The 22,450-nt window shown below is 62.2% G+C and carries 20 protein-coding genes; 6 read left to right on the top strand and 14 right to left on the bottom strand.

Annotated elements, in window-relative coordinates; translation table 11 throughout:
- Window positions 1-76: 76 nt before the first annotated feature.
- The 5 genes from EJA72_RS05050 to EJA72_RS05030 all read right to left on the bottom strand — a co-directional run bounded on the left by EJA72_RS05050 (window position 77) and on the right by EJA72_RS05030 (window position 5,387).
- Window positions 77-1,063, bottom strand: coding sequence for a lysylphosphatidylglycerol synthase domain-containing protein (locus EJA72_RS05050; RefSeq protein ID WP_157710423.1), 987 nt, complete (start codon window positions 1,061-1,063; stop codon window positions 77-79).
- Complete coding sequence (clsB, locus tag EJA72_RS05045; protein WP_157710422.1) at window positions 1,063-2,337, bottom strand: cardiolipin synthase ClsB; 1,275 nt, start codon at window positions 2,335-2,337, stop codon at window positions 1,063-1,065. The genes EJA72_RS05050 and clsB overlap by 1 nt, the downstream gene beginning before the upstream one ends.
- Entirely contained in the window at window positions 2,334-3,131 is a 798-nt protein-coding gene (locus EJA72_RS05040; RefSeq protein ID WP_157710421.1) for an endonuclease/exonuclease/phosphatase family protein, read from the bottom strand. Before EJA72_RS05040 ends, clsB begins: the two co-directional genes overlap by 4 nt.
- Complete coding sequence (locus tag EJA72_RS05035; RefSeq protein WP_157710420.1) at window positions 3,128-4,054, bottom strand: DUF72 domain-containing protein; 927 nt, start codon at window positions 4,052-4,054, stop codon at window positions 3,128-3,130. The genes EJA72_RS05040 and EJA72_RS05035 overlap by 4 nt, the downstream gene beginning before the upstream one ends.
- A 121-nt stretch (window positions 4,055-4,175) precedes the next feature.
- Window positions 4,176-5,387: an MFS transporter gene (locus tag EJA72_RS05030; RefSeq protein ID WP_157710419.1), complete on the bottom strand. Its 1,212-nt coding sequence runs from the start codon at window positions 5,385-5,387 to the stop codon at window positions 4,176-4,178.
- 322 nt (window positions 5,388-5,709) lie between these two features.
- Between EJA72_RS05030 and EJA72_RS05025 the strand changes: the two genes are divergently transcribed.
- On the top strand, window positions 5,710-7,833 hold the full coding sequence (locus tag EJA72_RS05025) for a mechanosensitive ion channel family protein (RefSeq protein WP_157710418.1): 2,124 nt from the start codon (window positions 5,710-5,712) through the stop codon (window positions 7,831-7,833).
- A gap of 213 nt (window positions 7,834-8,046) precedes the next feature.
- Here EJA72_RS05025 and EJA72_RS05020 read toward each other — a convergent pair whose 3' ends face one another.
- Window positions 8,047-12,363 (bottom strand): DEAD/DEAH box helicase, encoded by a 4,317-nt coding sequence (locus tag EJA72_RS05020; protein WP_157710417.1) that lies wholly within the window; start codon window positions 12,361-12,363, stop codon window positions 8,047-8,049.
- Window positions 12,364-12,667: 304 nt separating this feature from the next.
- Here EJA72_RS05020 and EJA72_RS05015 point away from each other — a divergent pair, with 304 nt between their 5' ends.
- Window positions 12,668-13,552, top strand: a complete 885-nt coding sequence (locus EJA72_RS05015; RefSeq protein WP_157710416.1) for a sugar nucleotide-binding protein — start codon at window positions 12,668-12,670, stop codon at window positions 13,550-13,552.
- On the top strand, window positions 13,545-14,474 hold the full coding sequence (locus EJA72_RS05010; protein WP_157710415.1) for an NAD-dependent epimerase/dehydratase family protein: 930 nt from the start codon (window positions 13,545-13,547) through the stop codon (window positions 14,472-14,474). Before EJA72_RS05015 ends, EJA72_RS05010 begins: the two co-directional genes overlap by 8 nt.
- Window positions 14,475-14,672: 198 nt before the next feature.
- On the opposite strand, the gene EJA72_RS05005 is transcribed toward EJA72_RS05010, so the two are convergent.
- The 5 genes from EJA72_RS05005 to EJA72_RS04985 all read right to left on the bottom strand — a co-directional run bounded on the left by EJA72_RS05005 (window position 14,673) and on the right by EJA72_RS04985 (window position 18,846).
- Window positions 14,673-15,371 carry an OmpW family protein gene (locus tag EJA72_RS05005; protein ID WP_157710414.1) on the bottom strand — a complete coding sequence of 233 codons (699 nt, stop codon included), beginning with the start codon at window positions 15,369-15,371 and terminating at the stop codon, window positions 14,673-14,675.
- Window positions 15,372-15,618: 247 nt separating this feature from the next.
- Window positions 15,619-16,137, bottom strand: coding sequence for a DUF3299 domain-containing protein (locus EJA72_RS05000; protein ID WP_157710413.1), 519 nt, complete (start codon window positions 16,135-16,137; stop codon window positions 15,619-15,621).
- 11 nt (window positions 16,138-16,148) lie between these two features.
- Window positions 16,149-17,414 carry an ABC transporter permease gene (locus EJA72_RS04995; RefSeq protein WP_157710412.1) on the bottom strand — a complete coding sequence of 422 codons (1,266 nt, stop codon included), beginning with the start codon at window positions 17,412-17,414 and terminating at the stop codon, window positions 16,149-16,151.
- A 1-nt stretch (window position 17,415) separates the two neighbouring features.
- Complete coding sequence (locus EJA72_RS04990) at window positions 17,416-18,126, bottom strand: ABC transporter ATP-binding protein (protein WP_157710411.1); 711 nt, start codon at window positions 18,124-18,126, stop codon at window positions 17,416-17,418.
- A 135-nt stretch (window positions 18,127-18,261) separates the two neighbouring features.
- On the bottom strand, window positions 18,262-18,846 hold the full coding sequence (locus tag EJA72_RS04985; protein ID WP_157710410.1) for a DUF2796 domain-containing protein: 585 nt from the start codon (window positions 18,844-18,846) through the stop codon (window positions 18,262-18,264).
- A 135-nt stretch (window positions 18,847-18,981) separates the two neighbouring features.
- Between EJA72_RS04985 and EJA72_RS04980 the strand changes: the two genes are divergently transcribed.
- Window positions 18,982-19,323 (top strand): hypothetical protein, encoded by a 342-nt coding sequence (locus tag EJA72_RS04980; protein WP_157710409.1) that lies wholly within the window; start codon window positions 18,982-18,984, stop codon window positions 19,321-19,323.
- Between the two features lie 104 nt (window positions 19,324-19,427).
- Here the strand turns inward: EJA72_RS04980 and trxA are convergent, their stop codons facing one another.
- From trxA to EJA72_RS04965, 3 genes are all read right to left on the bottom strand, one after another.
- Complete coding sequence (gene trxA / locus EJA72_RS04975) at window positions 19,428-20,300, bottom strand: thioredoxin (RefSeq protein WP_157710408.1); 873 nt, start codon at window positions 20,298-20,300, stop codon at window positions 19,428-19,430.
- 184 nt (window positions 20,301-20,484) lie between these two features.
- Window positions 20,485-21,141 (bottom strand): methyltransferase, encoded by a 657-nt coding sequence (locus EJA72_RS04970; RefSeq protein WP_157710407.1) that lies wholly within the window; start codon window positions 21,139-21,141, stop codon window positions 20,485-20,487.
- Entirely contained in the window at window positions 21,138-21,602 is a 465-nt protein-coding gene (locus EJA72_RS04965) for a YbaY family lipoprotein (RefSeq protein WP_157710406.1), read from the bottom strand. Before EJA72_RS04965 ends, EJA72_RS04970 begins: the two co-directional genes overlap by 4 nt.
- A gap of 128 nt (window positions 21,603-21,730) precedes the next feature.
- Between EJA72_RS04965 and nrdR the strand changes: the two genes are divergently transcribed.
- Together nrdR and EJA72_RS04955 are read left to right on the top strand one after the other, a co-directional pair.
- Window positions 21,731-22,195: a transcriptional regulator NrdR gene (gene nrdR, locus EJA72_RS04960; RefSeq protein WP_003228656.1), complete on the top strand. Its 465-nt coding sequence runs from the start codon at window positions 21,731-21,733 to the stop codon at window positions 22,193-22,195.
- Window positions 22,192-22,450, top strand: a 259-nt coding sequence (locus EJA72_RS04955) for a deaminase (protein WP_256679634.1), incomplete at its 3' end; no start/stop codon positions are given. The genes nrdR and EJA72_RS04955, both read left to right, overlap by 4 nt.

The raw sequence follows: 22,450 nt of genomic DNA, 5'->3' as shown, positions 1-22,450 counted from the left end.
GGAATGGGCCTGCTGCGCAGTCCAGCGGGAGCAAGCTCCCTCGCCACAGGTGCAGGTTTGGCCACAAATGCAGTTATTACTTGGGTTTCTTCGCAATCCGCAACGACTTCGCCTTGGCCTCTACCACCAGGTACATCACCAACGTAATCAACAACGGCAAAATAAAATAAATCGCCCGGTACGCCAGTAACCCCGCCACCAGGCTCCCTCGCGAAACCTCGTGTTGCAGCAACGCCACAAACACCGCCTCCAGCACCCCAAGCCCGGCGGGAATGTGCGTAATCACCCCGGCAATGGCGCTGATCAGCAACACCCCCAGCACCAGCGGATAGTCCAGTTTGCTCGGCAGCAAAGTGAAAATCACCGCCGCCATCAGCGACCAGTTCAGCGCCCCGAGGCCCAGTTGCAGCACTGCCATGCGCAGCGACGGCAGGTTGATTTCCACCCCGCGAATCGCCCACTCCCGACGCTTGGAAAACCGGCACGCTGCCAGATACCCCGCGCTCACCACCAACAGCAACACCCCCACGCCTTGCAGCGCATCGCTGCTCAGTTTCCACCCCGGCGGCATCCGCACCAGCCCGCTGCTGAAGACCGCGCCGGCAATCACCATGTAGCCGAACCAGTTCGTCGCCAGGCTCAGGCCGAGGATTTTCGCGATGTTGCTCTTGCTTACGCCCAGCCGCGAATACAGCCGATAACGCATGGCAATGCCACCCACCCACGCACTCAGGTTGAGGTTGAAGGCGTAGCTGATAATTCCCACTGGCAGGATCTGCTTCCACGTCAGGTCCTGGCGAATGTAGGTGCGGCCGATCAGGTCGAAACACGCGTACACCAAAAAACTCACCAGCGTCAGGCCGGACGCGATGATCAACGTGCGCACCTTGAAATCGGCGAGTGTGTCGAACACTTCATTCCATTCGATGCGCTCGGCGAGCAGGGCGAAAAGCACGATCAGTGCCAGGAAAAACAGCATCGTCAGCGGCTTTTTCCAGCGACTCCAACGGGACTTGTGCGGGCTGAGGGCGTGGGCGGCAGGGTGCGCTTCAGAGTGGCTCATCAGGTGTCACTCCCGGCAAAAGGGTGCAGGCGCGGTTTGTGCGCGGGCAGCCAGCCGGCCCAGGCAGGGAAGTGCCGCAGGAAGTGAAACACCAGGAAACCCACGGTCATGTGCCAGACCCGACCCCGTGGTGACTTGTCCGGGGACATGGCTTTGCAGTGGTTGTTGCTCAGGGTTTCGAGGCGTTCGAACAGCTCGCGATTGAAGGCCCGGTCGCGGATCAACACGTTGGCTTCCAGGTTCATCGCCAGGCTCAACGGGTCGAGATTGCTCGAGCCGACGGTGCTCCATTCCTCGTCTACCAGCGCGACTTTGCCGTGAAGGGGACGTTCGCAATATTCGTGAATCTGCACGCCGGACTTGAGCAAATAGTCATAGGTCATGCGCGCTGCCAGTTTGGCCACCAGCATGTCCGGCTGACCTTGCAGAATCAGCCGCACTTCAACACCACGGCGGGCCGCGTTGCGGATCTCGCGCAGCAGTCGATAGCCGGGAAAGAAATACGCATTGGCGATGACCACGCGCCGTTGGGCGCTGCGCAAGGCTTGGCGATAGACGGTTTCGATATCGGTTTGATGGTCACCGTTGTCGCGATACACCAGACGAACCTGGCCGTCGTGCTCGCTGAACGCCATCTCCGAGCGACGTTGCCGGCGGCGTTGCCACCAGTATTTGGCGCGGGCCGGACGACCGCATTGCAGCAGCGCGAAGTGATGAATGTCGGCCACGGCGGGGCCTTGCACTTCAACCGAATAATCCTGTTTGGCCTCGGGGCCGAAGTCGCCCAAATGGTCGGCGGAGAAGTTGATCCCACCCAGGAAGGCAATCGTACCGTCGACCACCACGATCTTGCGGTGCAAGCGCCGGAACCAGTTGGTACGAATGCCGAGGTGTTTCGGTGCCGGGTCGAACATCTGGATGTGCACCCCGGCCTCGCTCAACGCCGCGAGATAACCGGTGGTCAACTCGCCACAGCCGAAACCGTCGAGGCTGGCGGTGACCCGCACACCACGGCGCGCCGCATCGATCAGCACTTGCTGCAGCTCATTGCCGACCTTGTCCTCGAACACGATGAAGGTTTCCAGGAGAATTTCGCTCTTGGCCTGGCGCATGGCCTCGAACACCCGTGGGAAGTATTCTTCGCCGTTTTCCAGCAGTTCCACGCGGTTGTTGCCCTGCCAGCCGTATTCGACGTCGACCACCCCGGGTTCACGGATTGGCGGGGTTGTGGATAAGTGTTCAACGGTGGCTTTTTCCATCGGGGCGCTGCTCATAGCTCGATCTCCACCGATAGCGGTGCGTGGTCGGAAAGGTGGGACCAGGGTCGCGTCGTCAGCACTTGCGGGCGGCTGGCCTTGAGGTTGCGCACGTAGATGCGGTCCAGGCGCAGCGCCGGCATTCGCGCCGGAAAACTGCGCGCCGGTTTGCCGTGGTGCTCGGCAAACACTTCGCGTAAACCGCAAGGCTTGAGCAGCGCATCTGCGCGCTGGCGCCAGTCATTGAAGTCGCCGGCGACGATCACCGGCGCATCGCTCGGCAAGGCCTCAAGGCGTCGAGCCAGCAGCTTGAGCTGTTCCGTTCGATGGGTTTCACGCAGGCCCAGGTGGACGCAGATCGCGTGTACTTCCGGCCCGTCACCCGGCAGGCGCAGCACGCAATGCAGCAGGCCGCGGTTCTCGTGGCCGCTGATGGACACGTCGAGGTTGTCGTGGCGAATGATCTGGAATTTCGACAGCAGCGCATTGCCGTGATCGCCAGCGGGGTACACCGCGTTGCGGCCGTAGGCGAATTGCGGCCACAGCGTGTCGGCAAGGAATTCGTATTGCGGGACCGAGGGCCAGTTGCTGTAGCGCTGGGGATGCTGTTCGTGGGCGCCGTGGACTTCCTGCAAAAACACCACGTCGGCGGACACGCTGCGCACCGCTTCGCGCAACTCCGGCAGAATGAAACGCCGGTTGAGGGCGGTAAATCCCTTGTGGGTGTTGACGGTCAGCACAGTGAAACGACGCGTAGTCGCGAGGGTTGGTGGCTGATCGTCGGCGGTACCCAGCGGCTCGGAAATGTTCATGGCAGCGCACCTTCGGCAGCCGGTTCGCCGGGGGCGGTGGCCAGGTTTTTGTCGAGGTGGAAATGCTCGAGCAAGCGGCGAGCATCAAAAGGCGCGCGCACTTTGATGTCGTTGTCGAAGTAACAGAACACCTCGCGAGACTTGCGTGCCAAGGGCTTTTGCCGGGGGGCAATCAGTTGAGGATCTGACGGCTGCTTGCCGTGACTCCATGCGTCGATCCGGTCCCCCCAATGATCCAGCGCTTCGGGTGTGTAGCCGCTGGCGTAAAGCGTTTCGGAGCCGTGCAACCGCAGGTAGACAAAATCGCTGGTGAGGTCTTCGCGATAGGGCCATTTGCCGGCGGTATCTGCGATCACCAGCGCGACCTTGTAGCGCTTGAGCAGGCGGATAAAGGCCGGGTCGACAAAGGTCTCGTTCCTGATTTCAACGGCGTGGCGCAGCGGCTTTTTCTTGTACGCCTTCAGGCTGGCGTGACCGTGCACGTGCGAATCGTGCTGGCGGGCGAGGGCGGCGGCTTGCTGGGTGTCGCGGGGCAGTTGCTTGAGGAAGCTTTCGAACAGCTCGGCGTCAAATTTGAAGTTGGGTGGAAACTGCCAAAGAATCGGACCGAGTTTTTCCTTGAGCTCCAGGAGGCCGGAGGCGAAGAAATTGGCCAACGGCTTATGGATGTCCCGCAGGCGACGGATGTGCGTGATGAAACGCGGGGCTTTGACGCTGAAGATGAAGTCCGCCGGGGTCTCGGCGTACCACTGGGCATAACGCTCCGGCCGTTGCAGGGCGTAAAACGATCCATTGATTTCGATGCTGTTGACCGCCCGCGAGGCAAATTGCAGCTCTCGCTTCTGGGTCAACCCCTTCGGGTAGAAATCCCCCCGCCAAGGCGTGTAGCGCCAGCCTGAAATGCCGATGTGAATCGCCGTCATGTCGCCTCCCGTCCAGTGATCCTCGGATTGCCCCGGTCTTTTGATGACTGCGGGGCACGCGAGAAAGTTTCGACGGTGCTACGGACGGCACCTGTACATCAGATCAAATGCAGGAGCGAGGTCAGTGGCCGGCGACGACGCGGGTCGAGCCTTCGGCCGGTTCGGCATAAACCGGGCCGAGGCGATCCAGCCGACCGCTCCACGCGGTTAATGCCAGTGCCACCAGCACCACCAGTCCGCCGATCCACGCCGTGTGAATCAAACCCATGTGAGCGACGATCAAACCACCGCCCCAGGCGCCGCCGGCAATGCCCAGGTTGAACGCGGCGATATTCAGGCCAGACGCCACGTCCACAGCCTGCGGGGTATGATGTTCGGCCTGGCGCACCACATACACCTGCAAACCGGGCACGTTACCGAACGCAACCGCGCCCCAGACCAGCACGGTGGCGAGCGCCAGCCATGGGTTGCCGGCGGTGAAGGTCAGTACAAACAGCACGGCCGCAAGCAGGGCGAAGATGATTTTCAGGGCGCTGATCGGGCCGCGCTTGTCGGCCAGTTTGCCGCCCCAGATGTTGCCCACGGCCACCGAGATGCCGTAGACCAGCAACACCAGGCTGACGGTGCTGGCGCTGAAACCGGAAATGTCCTGGAGAATCGGCGCCAGGAACGTGAAGGCGATGAACGAACCGCCGTAGCCAACCGCCGTCATGGCGTACACCAGCAACAGGCGCGGTTGCTTGAGCACCTGCAACTGCTGCAACAGCGAGGCCGGTTTGCTGTGGGCGATGTTTTTCGGCACGTAGATCAGGCTGCCGATAAAGGCGATGACACCCAGTGCCGACACGGCGAGGAAGGTTTCACGCCAGCCGAAATGCTGACCGATGAACGTCCCAAGCGGTACGCCGGTGACCAGCGCAACGGTCAGTCCGGTGAACATGATCGCAATCGCACTGGCGGCTTTTTCCTTCGGCACCAGGCTGGTGGCGATGGTCGAGCCAATCGAGAAAAACACCCCGTGAGCCAGGCCGGTGACGATTCGCGCAATGATCAGCGATTCGTAGCTCGGCGCTTTCCAGGCCAGCAGGTTGCCGAGGGTGAACAACACCATCAGCAATAGCAGCAACAGTTTGCGCGGGACCTTGCCGGTGAGGGCGGTCAGCACCGGGGCGCCGACGGCAACACCCAGGGCGTAAAGGCTGACCAGCAGGCCGGCGGACGGCAGGCTGACACCGAGGTCGGCGCCGATGGTGGGCAACAAGCCGACGATGACGAACTCGGTCGTCCCGATGGCGAATGCGCTGAGGGTCAGCGCGAGCAAGGCAATGGGCATGGCTGCAACTCCGGTGGATTGATTTCAGGAGCGCAGTGTCGGCGTTCGAGTTGTGCGGAAAAATAGAGGGATAAGCATTTGATATTTGCGTGGCGGGCAAAGATCTCATGAACGAAAGAAATCGTGTGGCGAAGGAGCTTGCTCCCGCTTTACTTGATAGACCCGATTTGCCGGGTTTTGGAGAGCGCTTCGCACCCCAGCGGGAGCAAGCTCCCTCGCCACATTGGAATGTCCTTGGAGGGTGATATGTTGGGCAGCACCGAACTTGCCCGCCATTTCCTGATCAGTTTCCTACAGACCCTTCCCACAGGAGCTTCCCGTTTTGCTCAAGTTCAAGACCGCGATACTGCTGGGAGTGTTGCTGATACTGGGCAGCAACGCGTTGCAAGCGGCGACATTGCCGGGGTTGCCGGCGACTACGACCGCCGCGACGCCACCGGCGCACCCTGAGCCGCTGGTACAAGGCGGGCTGCTGGGGGCCATCAGTTCGAGCATCGATCAGGTTCAGGGCAAACTCGATCTCAACGAGGACCTGCTCGACGCCTGGCGTTTGCGTGCGGACCGGGCCGCCGATGAGGTGGACCTGTTGGTCAATCATCCATCGGCCCGTTCGAGCTGGAGCGTGGCGGGGGATTTCCTGCTGTTGTCCGGCGTGTGGATCGGCACGTTTGCGCTGCTTTGGCTGCTCGGCGGGATGCTTGTCACTCATCTGTGCAGGCACAGGTTATTGCTGGCCCGCGAGCGCGGTCAGGCGTTGCTGGGCTATGTGTTGCCCTACACGATCCCTGCGTTGATCAGCCTGCCGCTGACGCTGTATGTCAGTCATTTTCTGCCCGTGTCCGCGGGCCGGGCGCTGGCGTTGTGTTTCGCCTATGCCACCAGCAGCGGGATTTTTGCGGCGTCGCTGGTGTTGTCGCTGGTGGTGCTGTTCAATGCCGGCCACAAGCGCCGCGCGGTGCAGATTATTCTGCAGCACAGCCCGCGCCCGCTGTTTTTGATCGGCTTTCTGGTGGCCTTGAGCGACGCCTTGACCAGCCCGCAGATCGGCCGTCAGCTGGGCGGCAATCTCACCAGCAGCATCGCGGTATTCACCGGGCTGGCGGCGACCATCACCTTCGGCATTCTGGTGCTGCGGATGCGCCGCCCGGTGGCCCATCTGATCCGTATCCTGCCGCTGGCCCAGCGCCTCAGCCAACCAGCGGTGCGCGAAACCCTGCGGATATTTTCCGGGCTCTGGCACTGGCCGATCCTGCTGATGGTGCTGGTGTCGGTGATCAACCTGATCGGCATCGGCGATGACAACCAGAAAGTGCTGCGTTGTGCGCTGTTCACCACGATCCTGCTGATCGCGACGGTGTTCCTCAGCACGATGCTGCATCACCTGTTCAGGTCGCGCAGTGAGACGACGATACGCCGCAGCAGCGCCTACAAAGAACGCTTCCTCAGCCTGTCGCACGCGTTGCTGCGGATCGTCATGGCGATTGTATTTATCGATGTGCTGGGGCGAATCTGGGGCGTGTCGCTGTTCGAATTCGCGGTGAGCAATGCGGTCGGCCGGGCGATCAGCGATTCGCTGAGCCGCATCGGTCTGATTTTCCTGGTGACCTGGATGGTATGGGTGGTGCTGGACACGGCAATTCAGGAAGCCCTGAAACCGCCCGTCAACAAACGCTCGGCGCGCCAGCCGAGCACCCGGGTCAAAACCATCCTGCCGCTACTGCGCAATGCGATAAAAATCATTCTGGTGGTGATCTGCGCAATCACCACCATGGCCAATCTGGGCATCAACGTGGCGCCGTTTCTGGCCGGTGCCGGGGTCGTGGGGCTGGCGATCGGTTTCGGTTCCCAGCAACTGGTGCAGGACGTGATCACCGGGTTGTTCATCATCATCGAGGACACCCTGTCGATTGGCGATTGGGTGGTGCTCGACTCCGGCCACGCCGGCACGGTCGAAGGCCTGACCATCCGCACCTTGCGCCTGCGCGACGGCAAAGGCTTCGTGCACTCGGTGCCGTTCGGCCAGATCAAAGCGGTGACCAATCAATCGCGGCAATTTGCGTATGCGTTCTTCTCGGTGCAGTTCACGTATGACACCGACGTGGACAAGGCCATCGAGCTGATCCGCGAAGCCGGGCATTCCATCACGGATGACCCGTTCCTCAAGTACAACTTGCAGGGGCCGCTGGATGTGTTTGGTGTCGACAAGATGGACCTCAACGGCGTGGTGCTGACGGCGCAGTTCCGCACGGTGTCGGGCGGGCAATACGCGGTGAGCCGGGCGTTCAACCAGCGCTTGAAAAAGCTTGTGGATAACAGCCCGTGGGTGCATTTCGCGCAGACTTATCCACAGCAGGTTCTGTTGGCCCGGCGGTCAGAGGTGAAAGAAGAGGGGGCGGTGGTGGACCATTCATCGGTGTTGCTGCCGGATCAACCTCGGACTCAGTGATGTGTGTTGGGGCTCCTGGCCCCATCGCTAGCAGGCTAGCTCCCACATTGGATTTGCGGGGATACACAAATCCACCCTGTGCGAGATCCTATTGATTTTGTGTTGGGGCTGCTGGCCCTATCGCTAGCAGGCTAGCTCCTACAAGGGATTTGTGCACCCCGCAGATCCCCTGTGGGAGCTAGCCTGCTAGCGATGAGGCCAGGCCGGACAACCTCAATGCCGGGTTAGTTTGCGCTGCAACTCGAGCGCCGCGTGCTGATCCAGCTCCAGCCAGAAAACCTGCTTTCCTGCAATCTCGGCAGCCGCCGGAAGCCCATCGCGATACACCAACCGATTGCTCGCCAGCGCCGGGACTTTTGCGCCAGGCAGAAGCGTGCCGGCAAGGTTCAACGGGTCAACTCCGCACACCGCAATCAAACTCCCGTCATGCGGCCGTCGGCGCACTTCCCGCAACAACGGAATCGCTTCCGGCAACGCAAACTGTTCACCCGCCAGGCCGCTGACAAACCGCCCGCCACGAATCTCGCCCCGGGCTTCCAGCCGGTGAAAGGTGCGCAGCAATTCCCGCCAGCTCGGCAACCAGTCCGCCTCACGTTCCAGCAGACGCCAGAACACCACGCCGTAACGACGCAGCAAGGTCATGGCGATGTGTTCCAAAGTGTCGCCCGGCGTGGGCGCTGGCCGTTTGTTTTCCACCACCGGCGCGGCAGGACCTCGCCGTAGCAACGCCCAGCGTCCGGCATCGTCCATGCCGCCGACAAACGCCCCACGCCCGCGTCGGCTGCTTCGGGCCTGCCGTTTGCTGGCGGGTGTAATCAAGGCCCGCAGCCCGGCAAAACTGTCGGCGTTCACCAGCCCGGCACCGACCAGTTCCTGCAAGGCTATTTCCAGCTCCGAGCGCAGCAGATGGGCTTCATGAATCAACTCATCGAAAAACAACGCACCGTGCTGGCTGAGTGCTTCGAAGACCTTTTGCGTCTTGGGCGACAGCTCGCTGACCGGCGTCTGCTCGGTCAAGCTGCTCCACAGCCCGACCTGACTGCGCGGCAGCAGCAAAATCGGTGTGCTGCGCAACGCAGTGGTGGTGCTTTTGTTGCGTGCGGTCAATCGGGTCCAGACCAGTTTGCCGCTGCGGCACAGGTCATCCAGCCAACTCGCCGAATAGTCTTTGATCCGCATCGGCAGAATGTCGCTGTCCCAGGCTGACGCGGCGGCAGGGTAGCCTTCGAACTGGCCGATGATCGCGGGCAACACCGCGTTGCCCTGACCTTGGGTCGCACTGGACAGATGCTGCCAGTCGAACAGAAACCGCATGAAATCCTGCAACGCCACCGGCTCGATTTCCCGCCGCAGACGCTTGACCGTGTAGCGGTGAATCCGCGCCAGCAGATGCCGTTCGCACCATTCCTCCTGATCGGCACCGGGAGTGAACCGTCCGCGCAGCACATAGCCTTCACGCTCCAGTTGAGCGAGTGCCTGGGTGACGCGAGTCGGTGGTAATCCCAACGGATCGGCAATCGCGTTCAGCGGTAACGGACCAAACGCACTGAGCCGTGCCCGGATCACTTCCAGCACCGCTTCGTCTGGCGCCCAGGCTTCGTCGAATCCCGGCAGCACCTCCAGCGTTGGCAACAAAATCGCCTGTGGATAAATCGCCTTTAGGCAAGTCAACCGTTCCAGCGCCAGCCACAGCGAGTGCTCGGCATCGATCTGCAAACGGCTGGCGCGACCGCTGTCGGCCAGCGTATTCAGCCAGTCGAGCCACTGCGGATTGGCCTGCGCCTCGGTGTCGGCGATACACGCCAGACTTATCAGCGCTTCGTGCATTTCATCGGCGCGGGTCGGGGATGGCCAGGCTTCATCGCGCACGGCTTGAATCGCGTCGGCGTCCAGCGCGCCGAGGTCATCGGTGGATTGCGGGTCGGTCCAGCGGCGATTGAGCACGGCTTGCGTCCGGCGTTCCTCCAGCGGCGCATCGTCGAGAAAGGTGTAGGGCCGGGCGCTGAGGATTTCTGCGGCGAGTGGCGAGGGTGCGGGCAAATCACGGCTGATCAGCCGCACGTCGCCACGTTCCATGCGCCGCAACAACGCCAGCCAGCCCTCGCAATCCATCGCCTCATGCAGGCAATCGTCGAGGGTCTGTTCCACCAGCGGATGGTTGGGAATCTCCCGTTCGCCGGCGAGGTTTTCCACGCAGGCGATCTGATCGGGAAACACGCTGGCAATCAGGTCTTCGCTTTTCATCCGCTGGAGTTGCGGGGCGACTTTGCGCCCGCCGGTATAACGCGGCAACGCCAGCGCGACGCCGGCATTCCAGCGCCAGCGCACGCCAAACAGCGGCGCCTCGAGCACGGCCTGAATCAGCAGGTGCTCCGCCGTGTTGCTGTGCAGATAGCGCCAGACATCATCGAGTTCGAAACTGTGGCTGGTGGACAGCGACAGGACAATGGCGTCTTCGCTGGCGGCAGCCTGCAACTCGAAGTTGAAGGTGCGACAGAACCGCTTGCGCAGGGCCAGGCCCCAGGCGCGGTTGATGCGGCTGCCGAACGGGGTGTGGATGATCAGTTGGGTGCCGCCGGACTCGTCGAAAAAACGCTCCATCAGCAACGTGTCCTGCGAGGGCAGGGCGCCCAGGGCCAAGCGCGCCCGGGCCAGGTAATCCACAAGCTGTTCGGCGCTGGCGAGGTTCAGGCCGAGGGTCCCGGTCAGCCAGTCGAGCGCGGGTTGTAAATGGCCAGGCGTGGCACCGAGCAAGCCGTCGAGGTGTGCTTGCAGGCGTGCCACGGCAAACGACAGTTCAGCACTGCGACCGGGGGCCTCGCCGAGCCAGAACGGAATGGTCGGCGGTTGGCCCTGGGCATCTTCAACCCGGACCTTGCCGGTGTTGATCCGCAGAATCCGGTAAGAGGTATTGCCCAGCTGGAAGATATCCCCGGCAATGCTTTCTACCGCGAAGTCTTCGTTGACGCTGCCGATGTTCAAGCCTTGAGGTTCCAGCAGCACGCTGTAGTCGGCGTTGTCCGGGATCGTGCCGCCACTGGTCACGGCGGTCAGCCTGGCGCCCCGGCGACCGCGCAGCGTGCGGGTCACGGCGTCGCGGTGCAGATAAGCACTGCGGATGCCCTGGCGGCCGTTGTAACCCTCGGCGAGCATGTGCAGCAGCGCCTGATAGTGTTTTTCGTCGAGCCCGGTGTAAGGCGAGGCGTTGCGGAACATCGCCAGCAGCGCCTGCTCCGGCCATTCCTGGCAGCTGACCTCGGCGATGATCTGCTGCGCCAACACGTCCAGCGGCGCCTTGGGGATCTGCAAAGTGTCGAGTTCGCCCCGGCGCACGCAGTCGAGCAGGGCGATGCATTCGATCAAGTCGTCGCGGGTGGTGGCGAACAGGCGCCCCTTGGGCGTACCGCCGACCTGGTGCCCGGAGCGGCCGACCCGTTGCAGAAACCCGGCAATCGAACGCGGCGAGGCGATCTGGCAGACGAGGTCGACGTCGCCAATGTCGATCCCCAGTTCCAGCGACGCGGTGGCGATCAGCACCTGCAACTCGCCGCGCTTGAGCCGCTGTTCGGCATCGAGGCGAAATTCCTTGGCCAGGCTGCCGTGGTGGGCGGCCACGGCGTCCCGACCGAGGCGTTCGCTCAAATGCCGGCTCAGGCGTTCGGCCAACCGGCGGGTGTTGACGAAAATCAGCGTGGTGCGGTGCTCGCGAGCGAGGACGGCGAGGCGATCGTAGACCAGTTCCCAAACGTCGTTGGCCATGACAGCCGACAACGGCACCGGCGGCACTTCGATGTCCAGGTCCCGTGGGCGGGCGTGGCCGATGTCGATGATGTCGCAGTCACGATCACGACCGACCAGGTAGCGAGACACGGCTTCGATGGGTTTTTGCGTGGCCGACAGGCCGATCCGCATCAGAGGTTGCTCGCACAACGCCTGCAAGCGTTCGAGGCTCAGGGCCAGGTGGCTCCCGCGTTTGCTGGCGGCGATGGCGTGGATTTCGTCGACGATCACCGTGCGCGTGGTTTTAAGCATCTGCCGGCCAGAGTCGGAGCCGAGCAGCACATACAGCGATTCCGGGGTCGTGACCAGAATGTGCGGCGCGGTTTTACGCATGGCCGCCCGGTCTTTTTGCGGCGTATCGCCGGTGCGCACGGCGGTGTTGATCTGCAATTCGGGCAGGCCCATCGCCTGCAGCTGTTCGGTGATGCCCGCCAGCGGGGTTTGCAGGTTGATCTGGATGTCGTTGGATAAGGCCTTGAGCGGCGAGACGTAGACCACCAGCGTTGCGTCCGGCAGCCCGCCTTCGGTTTCCAGCCCGCGATGAACCAGGTCATCGATGACGGCGAGGAATGCGGTGAGAGTTTTACCGGAACCGGTGGGCGCGGCGATCAGGGTCGAACGGTGCTGGCGGATCAACGGCCACGCCCGGGCCTGGGCGGCGGTGACCGTCGGGAAAGTGCTGCTGAACCAGGCGCTGACCGCGGGGTGGAAGCCTGCCAGGGCCGCGTCCGTGGGGATGGGCAGATTCATGGCCTTATTTATGCGGGTGGGGGGAGGAAGATGCAAGTACCGCTCAAGACCTTTGCCGACCATCAGGGCCCCATCGCGAGCAGGCTCGCTCCCACAATGGGCCGGTATACAAATCCCCTGTGGGAGCGAGCCTGCTCGCGATGAGGCCATCAGCCGCCCCCCAAATCCCGGGCATTTGCACTTTACGGATGACGGTTGCGCACTAAACCCGCAAAATGCAACGATTCCGACAACTATCGACGGCATCGCCTGCGGGCTATGTCGATAAAACCATCGTTTCAATCAGACTGGGCCTGCTGACTCTATGCGAATGCGCCTTATGTTACTGGGCGGCGGAAATGCCCTTGGGCAGGCGCTGATTCGCCTCGGTGCGGAGGAAGACATCGGTTTCCTCGCCCCCCGCCCACCGCAAGACGGCTGGGACGCCGCGAGCCTGACGCAACTGCTCGACGACACGCGGCCGGACGCGCTGATCAATCTCGCCTACTACTTCGACTGGTTCCAGGCGGAGACCGTCAGCGAACCACGCCTGGCCGGGCAAGAGCGTGCGATCGAGCGTCTGGCCGAACTGTGTCAGCATCACAACATTGTGTTGCTGCAACCGTCGAGCTATCGCGTATTCGATGGCTCCCGGGCGACCGCTTACAGCGAAAAAGACGAGCCGGTGCCGCTGGGCCTGCGCGGTCAGGCGTTGTGGCGGATGGAGCAAAGCGTGCGCGCGACTTGCCCGCAACACGTGTTGTTGCGTTTCGGCTGGCTGCTCGACGACAGCCCCGACGGCACGCTGGGGCGTTTCTTGTCCCGCGCCGAACAACCTGATGAACTGCTGATGGCCGATGACCGTCGCGGTAATCCGACCCCGGTAGACGACGCGGCCCGGGTGATCATCTCAGTGCTCAAGCAACTCGATTGCGCCGCGCCGTTGTGGGGCACCTACCATTACGCCGGCCATGAAGCGACCACGCCGCTGGCGCTGGGCCAGGCGATCCTCACCGAAGCACGCATCCTGCATCCGCTGGCTATCGAAGCACCGACCGCCCAGGCTCACGCCGCGCGACCGGATGCCGCCGAAGAGCCGCAACATGCAGTGCTCGCCTGCAAGAAAATTTTACACACGTTCGGGATCAAGCCGCGTGCCTGGCGCGCCGCACTTCCGGGCTTACTGGACAGGTTCTATCGCCATGGTTGACGGCCCAATTCTAATCACCGGCGGTGCCGGTTTCATCGGCTCGCACCTGACCGATGCCTTGCTCGCCAAGGGTCATTCGGTGCGTATTCTCGATGACCTCTCCACCGGCAAACGCAGCAACCTGCCGCTGGACAATCCCAAGGTCGAGCTGATCGTGGGCGACGTCGCCGATGCCGCGCTGGTGGCGCAAGCAATGCTGGGTTGCAGTGCTGTCGCGCACCTGGCAGCCGTGGCGTCGGTGCAGGCCTCGGTGGACGATCCGGTGAAGACGCACCAGAGCAATTTCATCGGCTCGCTGAGTGTCTGCGAAGCCATGCGCCAGGCCGGCGTCAAACGGGTGTTGTTTGCCTCCAGCGCGGCGGTTTATGGCAACAATGGCGAAGGCGAGTCGATCAACGAAGACACGCCGAAGTCACCATTGACGCCTTACGCGTCGGACAAGTTGGCCAGCGAGCATTACTTCGATTTCTACCGTCGTCAGCATGCGCTGGAACCGGTGATCTTCCGATTCTTCAACATCTTCGGCCCGCGCCAGGATCCATCCTCGCCGTACTCCGGGGTGATCAGCATTTTCAGCGAACGCGCGCAGAAAGGCCTGCCGATCACGGTGTTCGGCGATGGCGAGCAAACGCGGGATTTCGTGTACGTCGGGGATTTGGTCGACTTGTTGGTGCAGGCCATCGAGAAACCAAAAGTCGAGGTTGGCGCGGTGAATGTCGGCTGGAATCAGGCGACGACGCTCAAGCAAATGCTTGAAGCGCTGGAGGCTGTCGTGGGTGAGCTGCCGCCGGTGAGCTACGGCCCGGCGCGCTCCGGTGATATTCGTCATTCGCGGGCGAACAACCAGCGTTTGCTGGAGCGCTTTGACTATCAGAAGCAGACACCGCTGAGTGTCGGGCTGGCGCGATTGTTAGGTCGGTAAAGAATAGGCGCCTCGTGAGGCGCCTTTTTTTTGAGGCCGGAATCGATCTTGCACCCCATGAGATACCTGTGGCGAGGGAGCTTGTCGGAACGCCGCACCGTCCCGCTCGACTGCGCAGCAGTCGCCATCGATATTGGGTCTGCTACGCAGCCCAGCGGGAGCAAGCTCCCTCGCCACATAAAGCGGTGCAGGGGTGTTTTAGAACTTGTAACCCAAGCCAACCATGTAGATGAACGGGTCAACGTCGACATTGACCTTGGCACGAGTACCGGGGGCCACGGCGTTGTTTTCCACGGTCGCGGTGGTATCGATGTCGATGTAGCGCACTTGGGCGTTGATCATTACGTGGTCGGTCAGCATGTAGTCGGCACCGACCTGGAACGCCATGCCCCAGGAGTTATCCGCCTTGAAATTGCTGAAACCGGCGGCACTGGCTTCGCTGCCGACGTGTTCATCGTAGATCCAGGTGTAGTTGATGCCCGCACCGACATACGGCTGGAACGCGGACTTGGCATCCAGCGGGTAGTACACAACGCTAAGGGTCGGCGGCAGGTGTTTCAGCGTGCCAAGTTTGCCGTTGGCCGCGCCCAGGGCGGTGCCTTTGAGCTTCACGTCATGCTCGAACGGCGAGGCCGCGAGCAATTCGATCCCCCAGTTGTTGGTGATCATGTAGGCGAAGTTCAGGCCCAGCTGCGTGTCGCTGCTCATGGTGGCCTTGCCACCCAGATTGGCACCCTTCAGCGGGCCTTGGTCGACCTTGACACTGGAGCTGTCGGCTTTTGGATTGACGGTGATCGCACCGGCCCGGACGATGATGTCGCCGGCTTCATGGGCGTGGGCGAGCGGTGCGGCGAGCGCGAGGGCGAATAGCGCAGCGCTGAGCATGGACTTGTGCATGGGGGCTCCAAAGGACGTAAAAAAATTCAATGTCCAATGGTAAGGCGGCTAACGATTTGGTCTTTTGATGCAGCTCAATGAAACAGTGATGGTTGGGGATTTGTGGCGTTTTTTAAGGCCCCATCGCGAGCAGGCTCGCTCCCACAGTGTTCTCTGTTATTCACAAATGTTGCATTCACTGAAGATCCCTGTGGGAGTGAGCCTGCTCGCGATGGCGGTGGACCAGCCAACACAGAACTACCGGGCTTCACTCCGGCAATTCATACACATAAATCTTGTCCGCCTCCATCTGATACCCCGCATCCGCCAGCTCGCTGGTCGACGCCTTGACCTGCAGCGCCCCCTCGATCCAGTAAGGCTGGTACAGCTCATCCAGCTTCACGCCGACTTCGCTTTTCACATGCACGATCTGGTTCGACGGCGGTGGCGGTACATGGATGCAGGCACCGAAATACGGCACCAGCAAAAACTCCGTGGTGCGGCCGTCTTCACTCACTTCCAGCGGCACGATGTAGCCCGGCAGACGAATGTTCTGGCCGTCGAGGCCCTTCACCACGGGTGCGTTTGGCAGGTCCTGCTTGGCCGCTGGCGCTGACTCGGCGGACAGCGTGTTGCCCATCTGCGACAGGTCGTGCAGCGGCGTCATGTTCGGCACTTCCGGCGCCGCGTCCGGCGGGATCATTTCCGACCAGGTCAGGTCTTTCGGCTGGGCCGCCCACAGGGGCAGGGCGACCAGCATCAACAGCGCAAGCAGAGCGCGGGGCATCATTAACGTCCTCATAGTCGGATCGACAGGCCATCGGCCAGGGATTGGCGATACGCGCGCCAGGCCGGCACGCTGCCCATCAGCAGCGCGGCGATCAGGATGCCACCGAGCAGCGTCCATTCATATTGGCTGGGCCAGGCCAGCGGCAAGTACAGGCCGTAATTGGCTTGCACATAACCTTGCGCTGCGGCGATGCACACGTACAGCAACGCCACGCCGGCAATCACGCCCGACAAGGCCAGGGCGAACGCTTCCAGTACCAGCAAGGTCGCGATGTGCCAAGGCCGCGCGCCCACTGAACGCAGAATCGCCATCTCGCGCCGGCGTTCATTCAGGCTGGTCAGAATCGCCGTGAGCATGCCGATCAACCCGGTCAGCACCACGAACAGCGAGACCACGAACAAGGCTTTTTCCGCGGTGCTCATCAAACTCCACAACTCTTGCAGCGCCACGCCCGGCAGAATCGCCAGCATCGGCTCGCCGAGGAATTCGTTGATTTCACGTTGCACGGCAAAGGTCGAAATCTTGTTGTTGAGGCCGAGCATGAACGCGGTGATCGCTTGGGGCGTGAGGTCCATGTTGCGCGCCTGATCGGCGCTGATCCGGCCCTTGCCTTGCGCCGGAACACCGTTGTGCCAGTCGATGTGAATGGCCTCCATGCCGCCGAGGCTGATGTGCAGCGTGCGGTCCACCGGGGTGCCGGTGCGTTTGAGAATGCCGACCACGGTGAACGGTTTGTCATCGTGCTTGACCAGGCTGATCGCCGCCACGCCGTGGGCCAGCACCAGTTTGTCGCCGAGCTTGTAATGCAGCGCATCGGCGACTTCGGCGCCCAGCACCACTTCAAACGGGTCGGTGGCGAAGGCGCGACCGTCGGCCAGTTCCAGGTGTTGCTGATGGCCGTACTGATAATGCTCGAAGTACGCCTCGGTGGTGCCCATTACCCGATAACCGCGATGGGAATCGCCGAGGGACATCGGGATCGCCCACTTCACTTTCGGGTTGTTGGCGAAGTGTTCGAAGCTGTCCCAGCGGATGTTGTTGGTGGCGTTGCCGATGCGGAACACCGAATACAGCAGCAGGTTGACCGAGCCGGAACGGGCGCCGACGATCAGGTCGGTGCCGCTGATGGTGCTGGCGAAACTGGCTTTGGCCTCGGTGCGCACCCGCTCCACCGCCAACAGCAGGCAGACCGAGAGGGCGATGGCGAACGCGGTGAGGATCGCGGTGAAGCGGCGGTTGGCGAGGCTGGCCATGGCTAGACGGAACAGATACATCTCAAACCTCGGACGGGGTGGCGGCGCGATTGAGATCGGCCAGCGACAAGTGACGATCGAACAGCGGCGCGAGGCTCTGGTCATGGCTGACGAACAACAGGCTCGACCCGGCTTCGCGGCATTCGGCGAACAGCAGGCGAATGAAGTTTTCGCGAGCGTCGTAGTCGAGGGCCGAGGTCGGCTCGTCGGCGATCACCAGTTCTGGCTGACCGATCAGTGCCCGCGCGGCGGCCACCCGTTGCTGTTGGCCGATGGACAGCGAATCGGCGCGACGGCCGAGAATGTTGTCGTCCTTCAAACCCAGGTGGGCGAGCAGGGTGGCGGCCGCCTGATCGACACTGCCGTGGCGCTGGATCGCGCGTTCGGCACGCAGTTTTGAAAAGTGGCAGGGCAACTCGACGTTCTCGCGCACCGAGAGGAACGGCAGCAAGTTGAACTGCTGAAAGATGTAGCCCGTGTGATCGACCCGAAAACGATCGCGAGCGCCCGCGCCCAGCTCGGTCAGCTCCTGGCCGAGCAGGCGAATACTGCCGCGGTCGGGCTTTTGCACGCCACCGAGCAGGCCCAGCAGGGTGGTCTTGCCGCTGCCGCTGGGGCCTTTGAGGAACAGGGTTTCACCGGGTTCCAGGCGAAACACCGGGATATCCAGCAGCGGCGGGTGACCGGGCCAGCTGAAGCCCAGGTCGGACAGTTCGATGAGTGCTTGGGTCATGTGAAACCGATCTGGTGGGTGGTGAACCCTGTGGGAGCGAGCCTGCTCGCGATGAGGCCATAACATTCAGCATCTACGTCGATTGTCATGCCGCTATCGCGAGCAGGCTCGCTCCCACAGGGGGCTTCGGGGGGATCAGAACTTCAGGGCAGCGGCCTTGGCCGTCACTTCAACCCCTTGCTGCCCGCTCGGGCTGATCAGTTGTACCTGAATTTTCTGGGTGGCCGGGAACGTATTGAAGATGTTCGCCAGGTCCAGGGTGTTCAGCGCGCCGGGCGTGGCGCAAGTGAACTGGTAATGGGCATGGATTTCGCTGTGGTCGTGATGATGTTCGTCCTTGGCGTCTTCGTCGTGATCATCATCGGCATCGGGTTTGTCGCCAAACAACGGGCTTTCCAGTTCCTGGGTCGCGACCACGCAACCGGCGGCTGTTGGCAGGTTGAACAGGGCCAGCGGTTTTTCCAGCTGAGCACGCACAGCCGCGACTTTGGCCTTGTCGGCGTCGCTGGTGGCGGCGTGTTCGAAGCCCACCAGGTTCATCGCCGGGCTTTCCAGTTCCAGCGCCAGGGTCTGACCGTCGAGTGCCGCATTCAGGCGGCCGACGCCATGTTCGTGGGCGCCAAGGCTGCCGTGCTCATGATCGTGGTCATGTTCATCTGCGGCGTGGGCCACGGCCAGCGGCAACAGGGCGAACGGCAGGGCGAGAAGCAAACGGCGCATGGCGAGTCTCCGGAACGTAAAATGAAGAAATTGTTATGTAATCTTATAACGTAAGTACGGAGAGTTTGACCGTCTGCTTGGCGTTGCGCAAGTCGCGTGGGAGCATGTCAGTCAGAAATGTGCAGGAGCGGACTTATGTTGCGTATACGCGGAAGCATCGGCGACTGGCCGGTGGATTTGACGCTGGAAATGGATGATGGCGACTGGGCGCGGCTCGGCGCGCAGTTGCAGGTGACCAAGCTTGAGCCATCCCCAGTGCCGGCCAAACCAGTGACCCAGGATGACGCGGTGTGGCAGATCGCCAAGGACCTGCTGCGCAAGGCCGGCCAAATGAGCGGGCCGGATTTGCTGGATCAACTGGAAGGCCTGACGGGCAGCGCGGCGTCGGGCAAACGGCTGTTGGTGCGTTTGCGCCATAGCCCGGACGTGAAGGTGGAGAGTGGCGCAGATACGCCGATTTACCGCTGGCTAATGTAGGAGCGAGCTTGCTCGCGATGGACGTCAACGATGACGCGTGCTGTCTGCAAAAACGCGCCAAGCATTACGTCCATCGCGAGCAAGCTCGCTCCTACAAGGGCAAATCAGTACAGCGCGGCAAACAGCTTGCGGCGGTACGTGGTTACCAGCGGGTGGTCATTGCCCAGCAACTCGAACACCTGCAGCAAGGTCTTGTGCGGCAAGCCTTCGCTGTAGCTGCGGTTGCGCACGAACAGTTTGAGCAACGCATCCAGCGCGGCGTCGTACTGCTGGCGCGACAACTGCTGGATCGCCAGTTGATACACCGCTTCATCGTCCTGCGGGTTCTTCGCCAGGCGCGCTTTCAGGTCCGCCGCATCCGGCAGGTCCTTGGCCTGGCCGAGGAACTGGATTTGCGCCTTTGCGCCGGCCAGGGCGGCTTTGTGTTCATCGCTCTTCACGGCGTCGAGCACGGTTTGCGCTTCAACCAGCTCGCCGCGTTCGGTCAGGCAGCGGGCATACAGAATCAGCGCTTTGGCGTTGGTGTTGTCTTCGCCCAGCAGCACTTTGAGCAGCGCTTCCGCGTCGGCAAAACGGCTGTCGTCAAACAGCGCCTGGGCTTGTTCGAACGGATCAGCCGCCGCCGGTGGCGGCATTTGCACATGCGGCTCCAGCAGCGCACGCACGGCGGATTCGGGCTGCGCACCGGCAAAACCGTCCACTGGCTGACCGTCCTTGAACAGCACCACGGTCGGCAGGCTACGAATGCCGAAACGGGCGACGATGTCCTGTTCAACATCGCAATTGACCTTGGCCAGCAACAACTCGCCCTGATAGCTCTCGGCAATGGTCTGCAGCATCGGCATCAACACTTTGCACGGCGCACACCATTCGGCCCAGAAATCCACCAGCACCGGTTTGTGGAAAGAGTTTTCGATCACCGATTGGTCGAAATCGGCAGTCGTGGCGTCGAAGATATACGGCGTTTCCTGACTCATGGGGGATCTCTTGGAAGCGTGAATGGGGCAACTATACGGCGTGGCGGGGTGTTGCCGAAAGCGGGGTGGTCACTCGTCTTGCGTTGCCTGACAAACCGCCATCGCGAGCAGGCTCGCTCCCACATTGGATCTATGTCATACCGAAAATCCCTGTGGGAGCGAGACCGGCTCGCCGGCGATGCTTTTAGCTGCGCCGCGCGTGGTACAGGCTCACCTGCCGAAACTCTTCCGGCTCACACAGATCCGGCAAGGTCATCGCCTCCAGAATTTCAATCCGCTGGTACAACGGATGACGAAAATCCCGCACTCGTGAATCGGCCACCAGCGCCTCTTTGCCACGGCTCAAAAACTCATCGAGCAACGGCAGGTTCGCCCGGTCGTACAGCACGTCCGCCACCAGGATCAGATCAAACCGATCCGCCTCGGCGAAAAAGTCCGTCGAGTAGTCGAGGTGGACGTTATTGAGTTGTGCGTTCGCGCGACACGCGGCAATCGCCAGCGGGTCGAGGTCGCAGGCCACGACTTCCAGCGCGCCGGCCTTCACGGCGGCAATCCCGGCGATACCCGAGCCCGCGCCGAAATCGAGTACACGTTTGCCTTTGACCCATTCCGGGAACTCGGCCAGGTAGCGCGCCACCGCCAGACCGCTGGCCCAGCAAAAACTCCAGTACGGCGGTTCATGCAGGATTCGCCGGGTTTCTTCCGGGCTGAAGGCGCGGTCCATGTTGTCGCCATCGATCAGCCAGAGTTTCAAATCGGTTTGCGGCAGGGTGACCGGCACCAGCTGCGCATCACCGAGCAGTTCACTCAAGGCCTGTTGCAGGTCGAGCGGTGCGGTCATGGTGCTTTGACGAATTGCAGTTGACCCAATGCCTGGGTGGTTGGCTGGCTGATGACTTGCGACGGCAAGTGCAAAATCAGCTGGCCGGACTGGCTGGCGCGGCCCCGCAGTTCAACCCGGGCGCCGACCGGGAACGAGTCCGGGTTGAATCGCAGGTGAAACGGCAACACCTGATTGGTGCCGATCAGGCTCGAACTGGCGAGCAATTGTTGCGGCCGGCCCTGAGTGTCGATCACCAGCAGCGCGAGCTCGACTTCAGCGTCGGCCGGCACACCTTGCAGGGTGCCGCTCAATTCACGCTGATACGCGGGCAACGGGCCCAGGTCGGCGGCTTCACGGGCTTTTTTCTGCGCCTGTTGCGGCGCAGGGCCTGGCGTCGGCGGCTGGGGCTTGGGCGCATCGCTGCCGCAGGCCACCAGCAGGCTGAAAAGACTGAGCAAAACGAGCGGTCTAAGGGACATTTGCGGCTCCAGCAAGGTGAAATCCATGGATCTGGCTCTATAACCCGTCTGTATACCGCAAACCCTATGGCTTGTCTTGCCACCGGGATGCGCTACCATGGCCCTCCCTTTTTTTGTTGCCTGCCACCATGCACTGTCCCTTCTGCGGTGCCAACGACACCAAGGTCATCGACTCGCGTCTGGTCGCCGAGGGCGAACAGGTGCGCCGCCGGCGCGAATGCCTGGCCTGCGGCGAGCGTTTCACGACGTTCGAGACCGCCGAACTGGTGTTGCCGCGCCTGATCAAAACCGACGGCAGTCGTCAGCCGTTCGATGAAGAAAAACTCCGCGCCGGCATGCAGCGCGCACTCGAGAAGCGCCCGGTGAGTGTCGAGCGCCTCGAATCGTCGCTGGTGCACATCAAGCACAAACTGCGTGCCACCGGCGAGCGCGAGGTCAAGTCCCTCGTGGTCGGTGAGCTGGTGATGGCCGAGCTGCAGAAGCTCGACGAAGTCGCCTACATTCGTTTCGCCTCCGTGTATCGCCGCTTCCAGGACCTCAACGAGTTCCGCGAAGAGATCGATCGCCTGGCCCGTGAGCCGGTGAAAGAATGAGCACCTCAACCGAACAAGCCATCCTCGACGCCCATTACATGGCCCGTGCGCTTGAACTGGCGCGCAAAGGTCACTACACGACGCACCCCAACCCCCGGGTGGGCTGCGTGATCGTGAAGGACGGGCAAATCGTCGGCGAAGGCTGGCACGAGCGCACCGGTGAACCTCACGCCGAAGTCCACGCCCTGCGCGCCGCTGGCGACAAGGCCCGGGGCGCCACCGCCTACGTCACCCTCGAGCCGTGCAGCCACCACG

Origin of the sequence: Pseudomonas sp. PB120 (assembly GCF_009761815.1) — a bacterium.
Taxonomy (GTDB): Bacteria; Pseudomonadota; Gammaproteobacteria; order Pseudomonadales; family Pseudomonadaceae; genus Aquipseudomonas.
The sequence above is the reverse complement of the archived record's forward strand: the minus strand, read 5'-3'. Positions and strand labels throughout refer to the sequence as shown.

Excerpts from the sequence above, each read along its gene's own strand:
- EJA72_RS05000 (WP_157710413.1), bottom strand. The coding sequence starts at position 16,137 with ATGCCCCGCGCTCTGCTTGCGCTGTTGATGCTGGTCGCCCTGCCCCTG.
- EJA72_RS05040 (WP_157710421.1), bottom strand. The coding sequence starts at position 3,131 with ATGAACATTTCCGAGCCGCTGGGTACCGCCGACGATCAGCCACCAACC.
- EJA72_RS05030 (WP_157710419.1), bottom strand. The coding sequence starts at position 5,387 with ATGCCCATTGCCTTGCTCGCGCTGACCCTCAGCGCATTCGCCATCGGG.
- EJA72_RS05050 (WP_157710423.1), bottom strand. The coding sequence starts at position 1,063 with ATGAGCCACTCTGAAGCGCACCCTGCCGCCCACGCCCTCAGCCCGCAC.
- EJA72_RS05020 (WP_157710417.1), bottom strand. The coding sequence starts at position 12,363 with ATGAATCTGCCCATCCCCACGGACGCGGCCCTGGCAGGCTTCCACCCC.
- EJA72_RS05015 (WP_157710416.1), top strand. The coding sequence starts at position 12,668 with ATGCGAATGCGCCTTATGTTACTGGGCGGCGGAAATGCCCTTGGGCAG.
- nrdR (WP_003228656.1), top strand. The coding sequence starts at position 21,731 with ATGCACTGTCCCTTCTGCGGTGCCAACGACACCAAGGTCATCGACTCG.
- EJA72_RS04980 (WP_157710409.1), top strand. The coding sequence starts at position 18,982 with ATGTTGCGTATACGCGGAAGCATCGGCGACTGGCCGGTGGATTTGACG.
- EJA72_RS04965 (WP_157710406.1), bottom strand. The coding sequence starts at position 21,602 with ATGTCCCTTAGACCGCTCGTTTTGCTCAGTCTTTTCAGCCTGCTGGTG.
- EJA72_RS05035 (WP_157710420.1), bottom strand. The coding sequence starts at position 4,054 with ATGACGGCGATTCACATCGGCATTTCAGGCTGGCGCTACACGCCTTGG.
- EJA72_RS05010 (WP_157710415.1), top strand. The coding sequence starts at position 13,545 with ATGGTTGACGGCCCAATTCTAATCACCGGCGGTGCCGGTTTCATCGGC.
- EJA72_RS05005 (WP_157710414.1), bottom strand. The coding sequence starts at position 15,371 with ATGCACAAGTCCATGCTCAGCGCTGCGCTATTCGCCCTCGCGCTCGCC.
- EJA72_RS04990 (WP_157710411.1), bottom strand. The coding sequence starts at position 18,126 with ATGACCCAAGCACTCATCGAACTGTCCGACCTGGGCTTCAGCTGGCCC.
- trxA (WP_157710408.1), bottom strand. The coding sequence starts at position 20,300 with ATGAGTCAGGAAACGCCGTATATCTTCGACGCCACGACTGCCGATTTC.
- EJA72_RS04970 (WP_157710407.1), bottom strand. The coding sequence starts at position 21,141 with ATGACCGCACCGCTCGACCTGCAACAGGCCTTGAGTGAACTGCTCGGT.
- EJA72_RS04985 (WP_157710410.1), bottom strand. The coding sequence starts at position 18,846 with ATGCGCCGTTTGCTTCTCGCCCTGCCGTTCGCCCTGTTGCCGCTGGCC.
- EJA72_RS04995 (WP_157710412.1), bottom strand. The coding sequence starts at position 17,414 with ATGTATCTGTTCCGTCTAGCCATGGCCAGCCTCGCCAACCGCCGCTTC.
- clsB (WP_157710422.1), bottom strand. The coding sequence starts at position 2,337 with ATGAGCAGCGCCCCGATGGAAAAAGCCACCGTTGAACACTTATCCACA.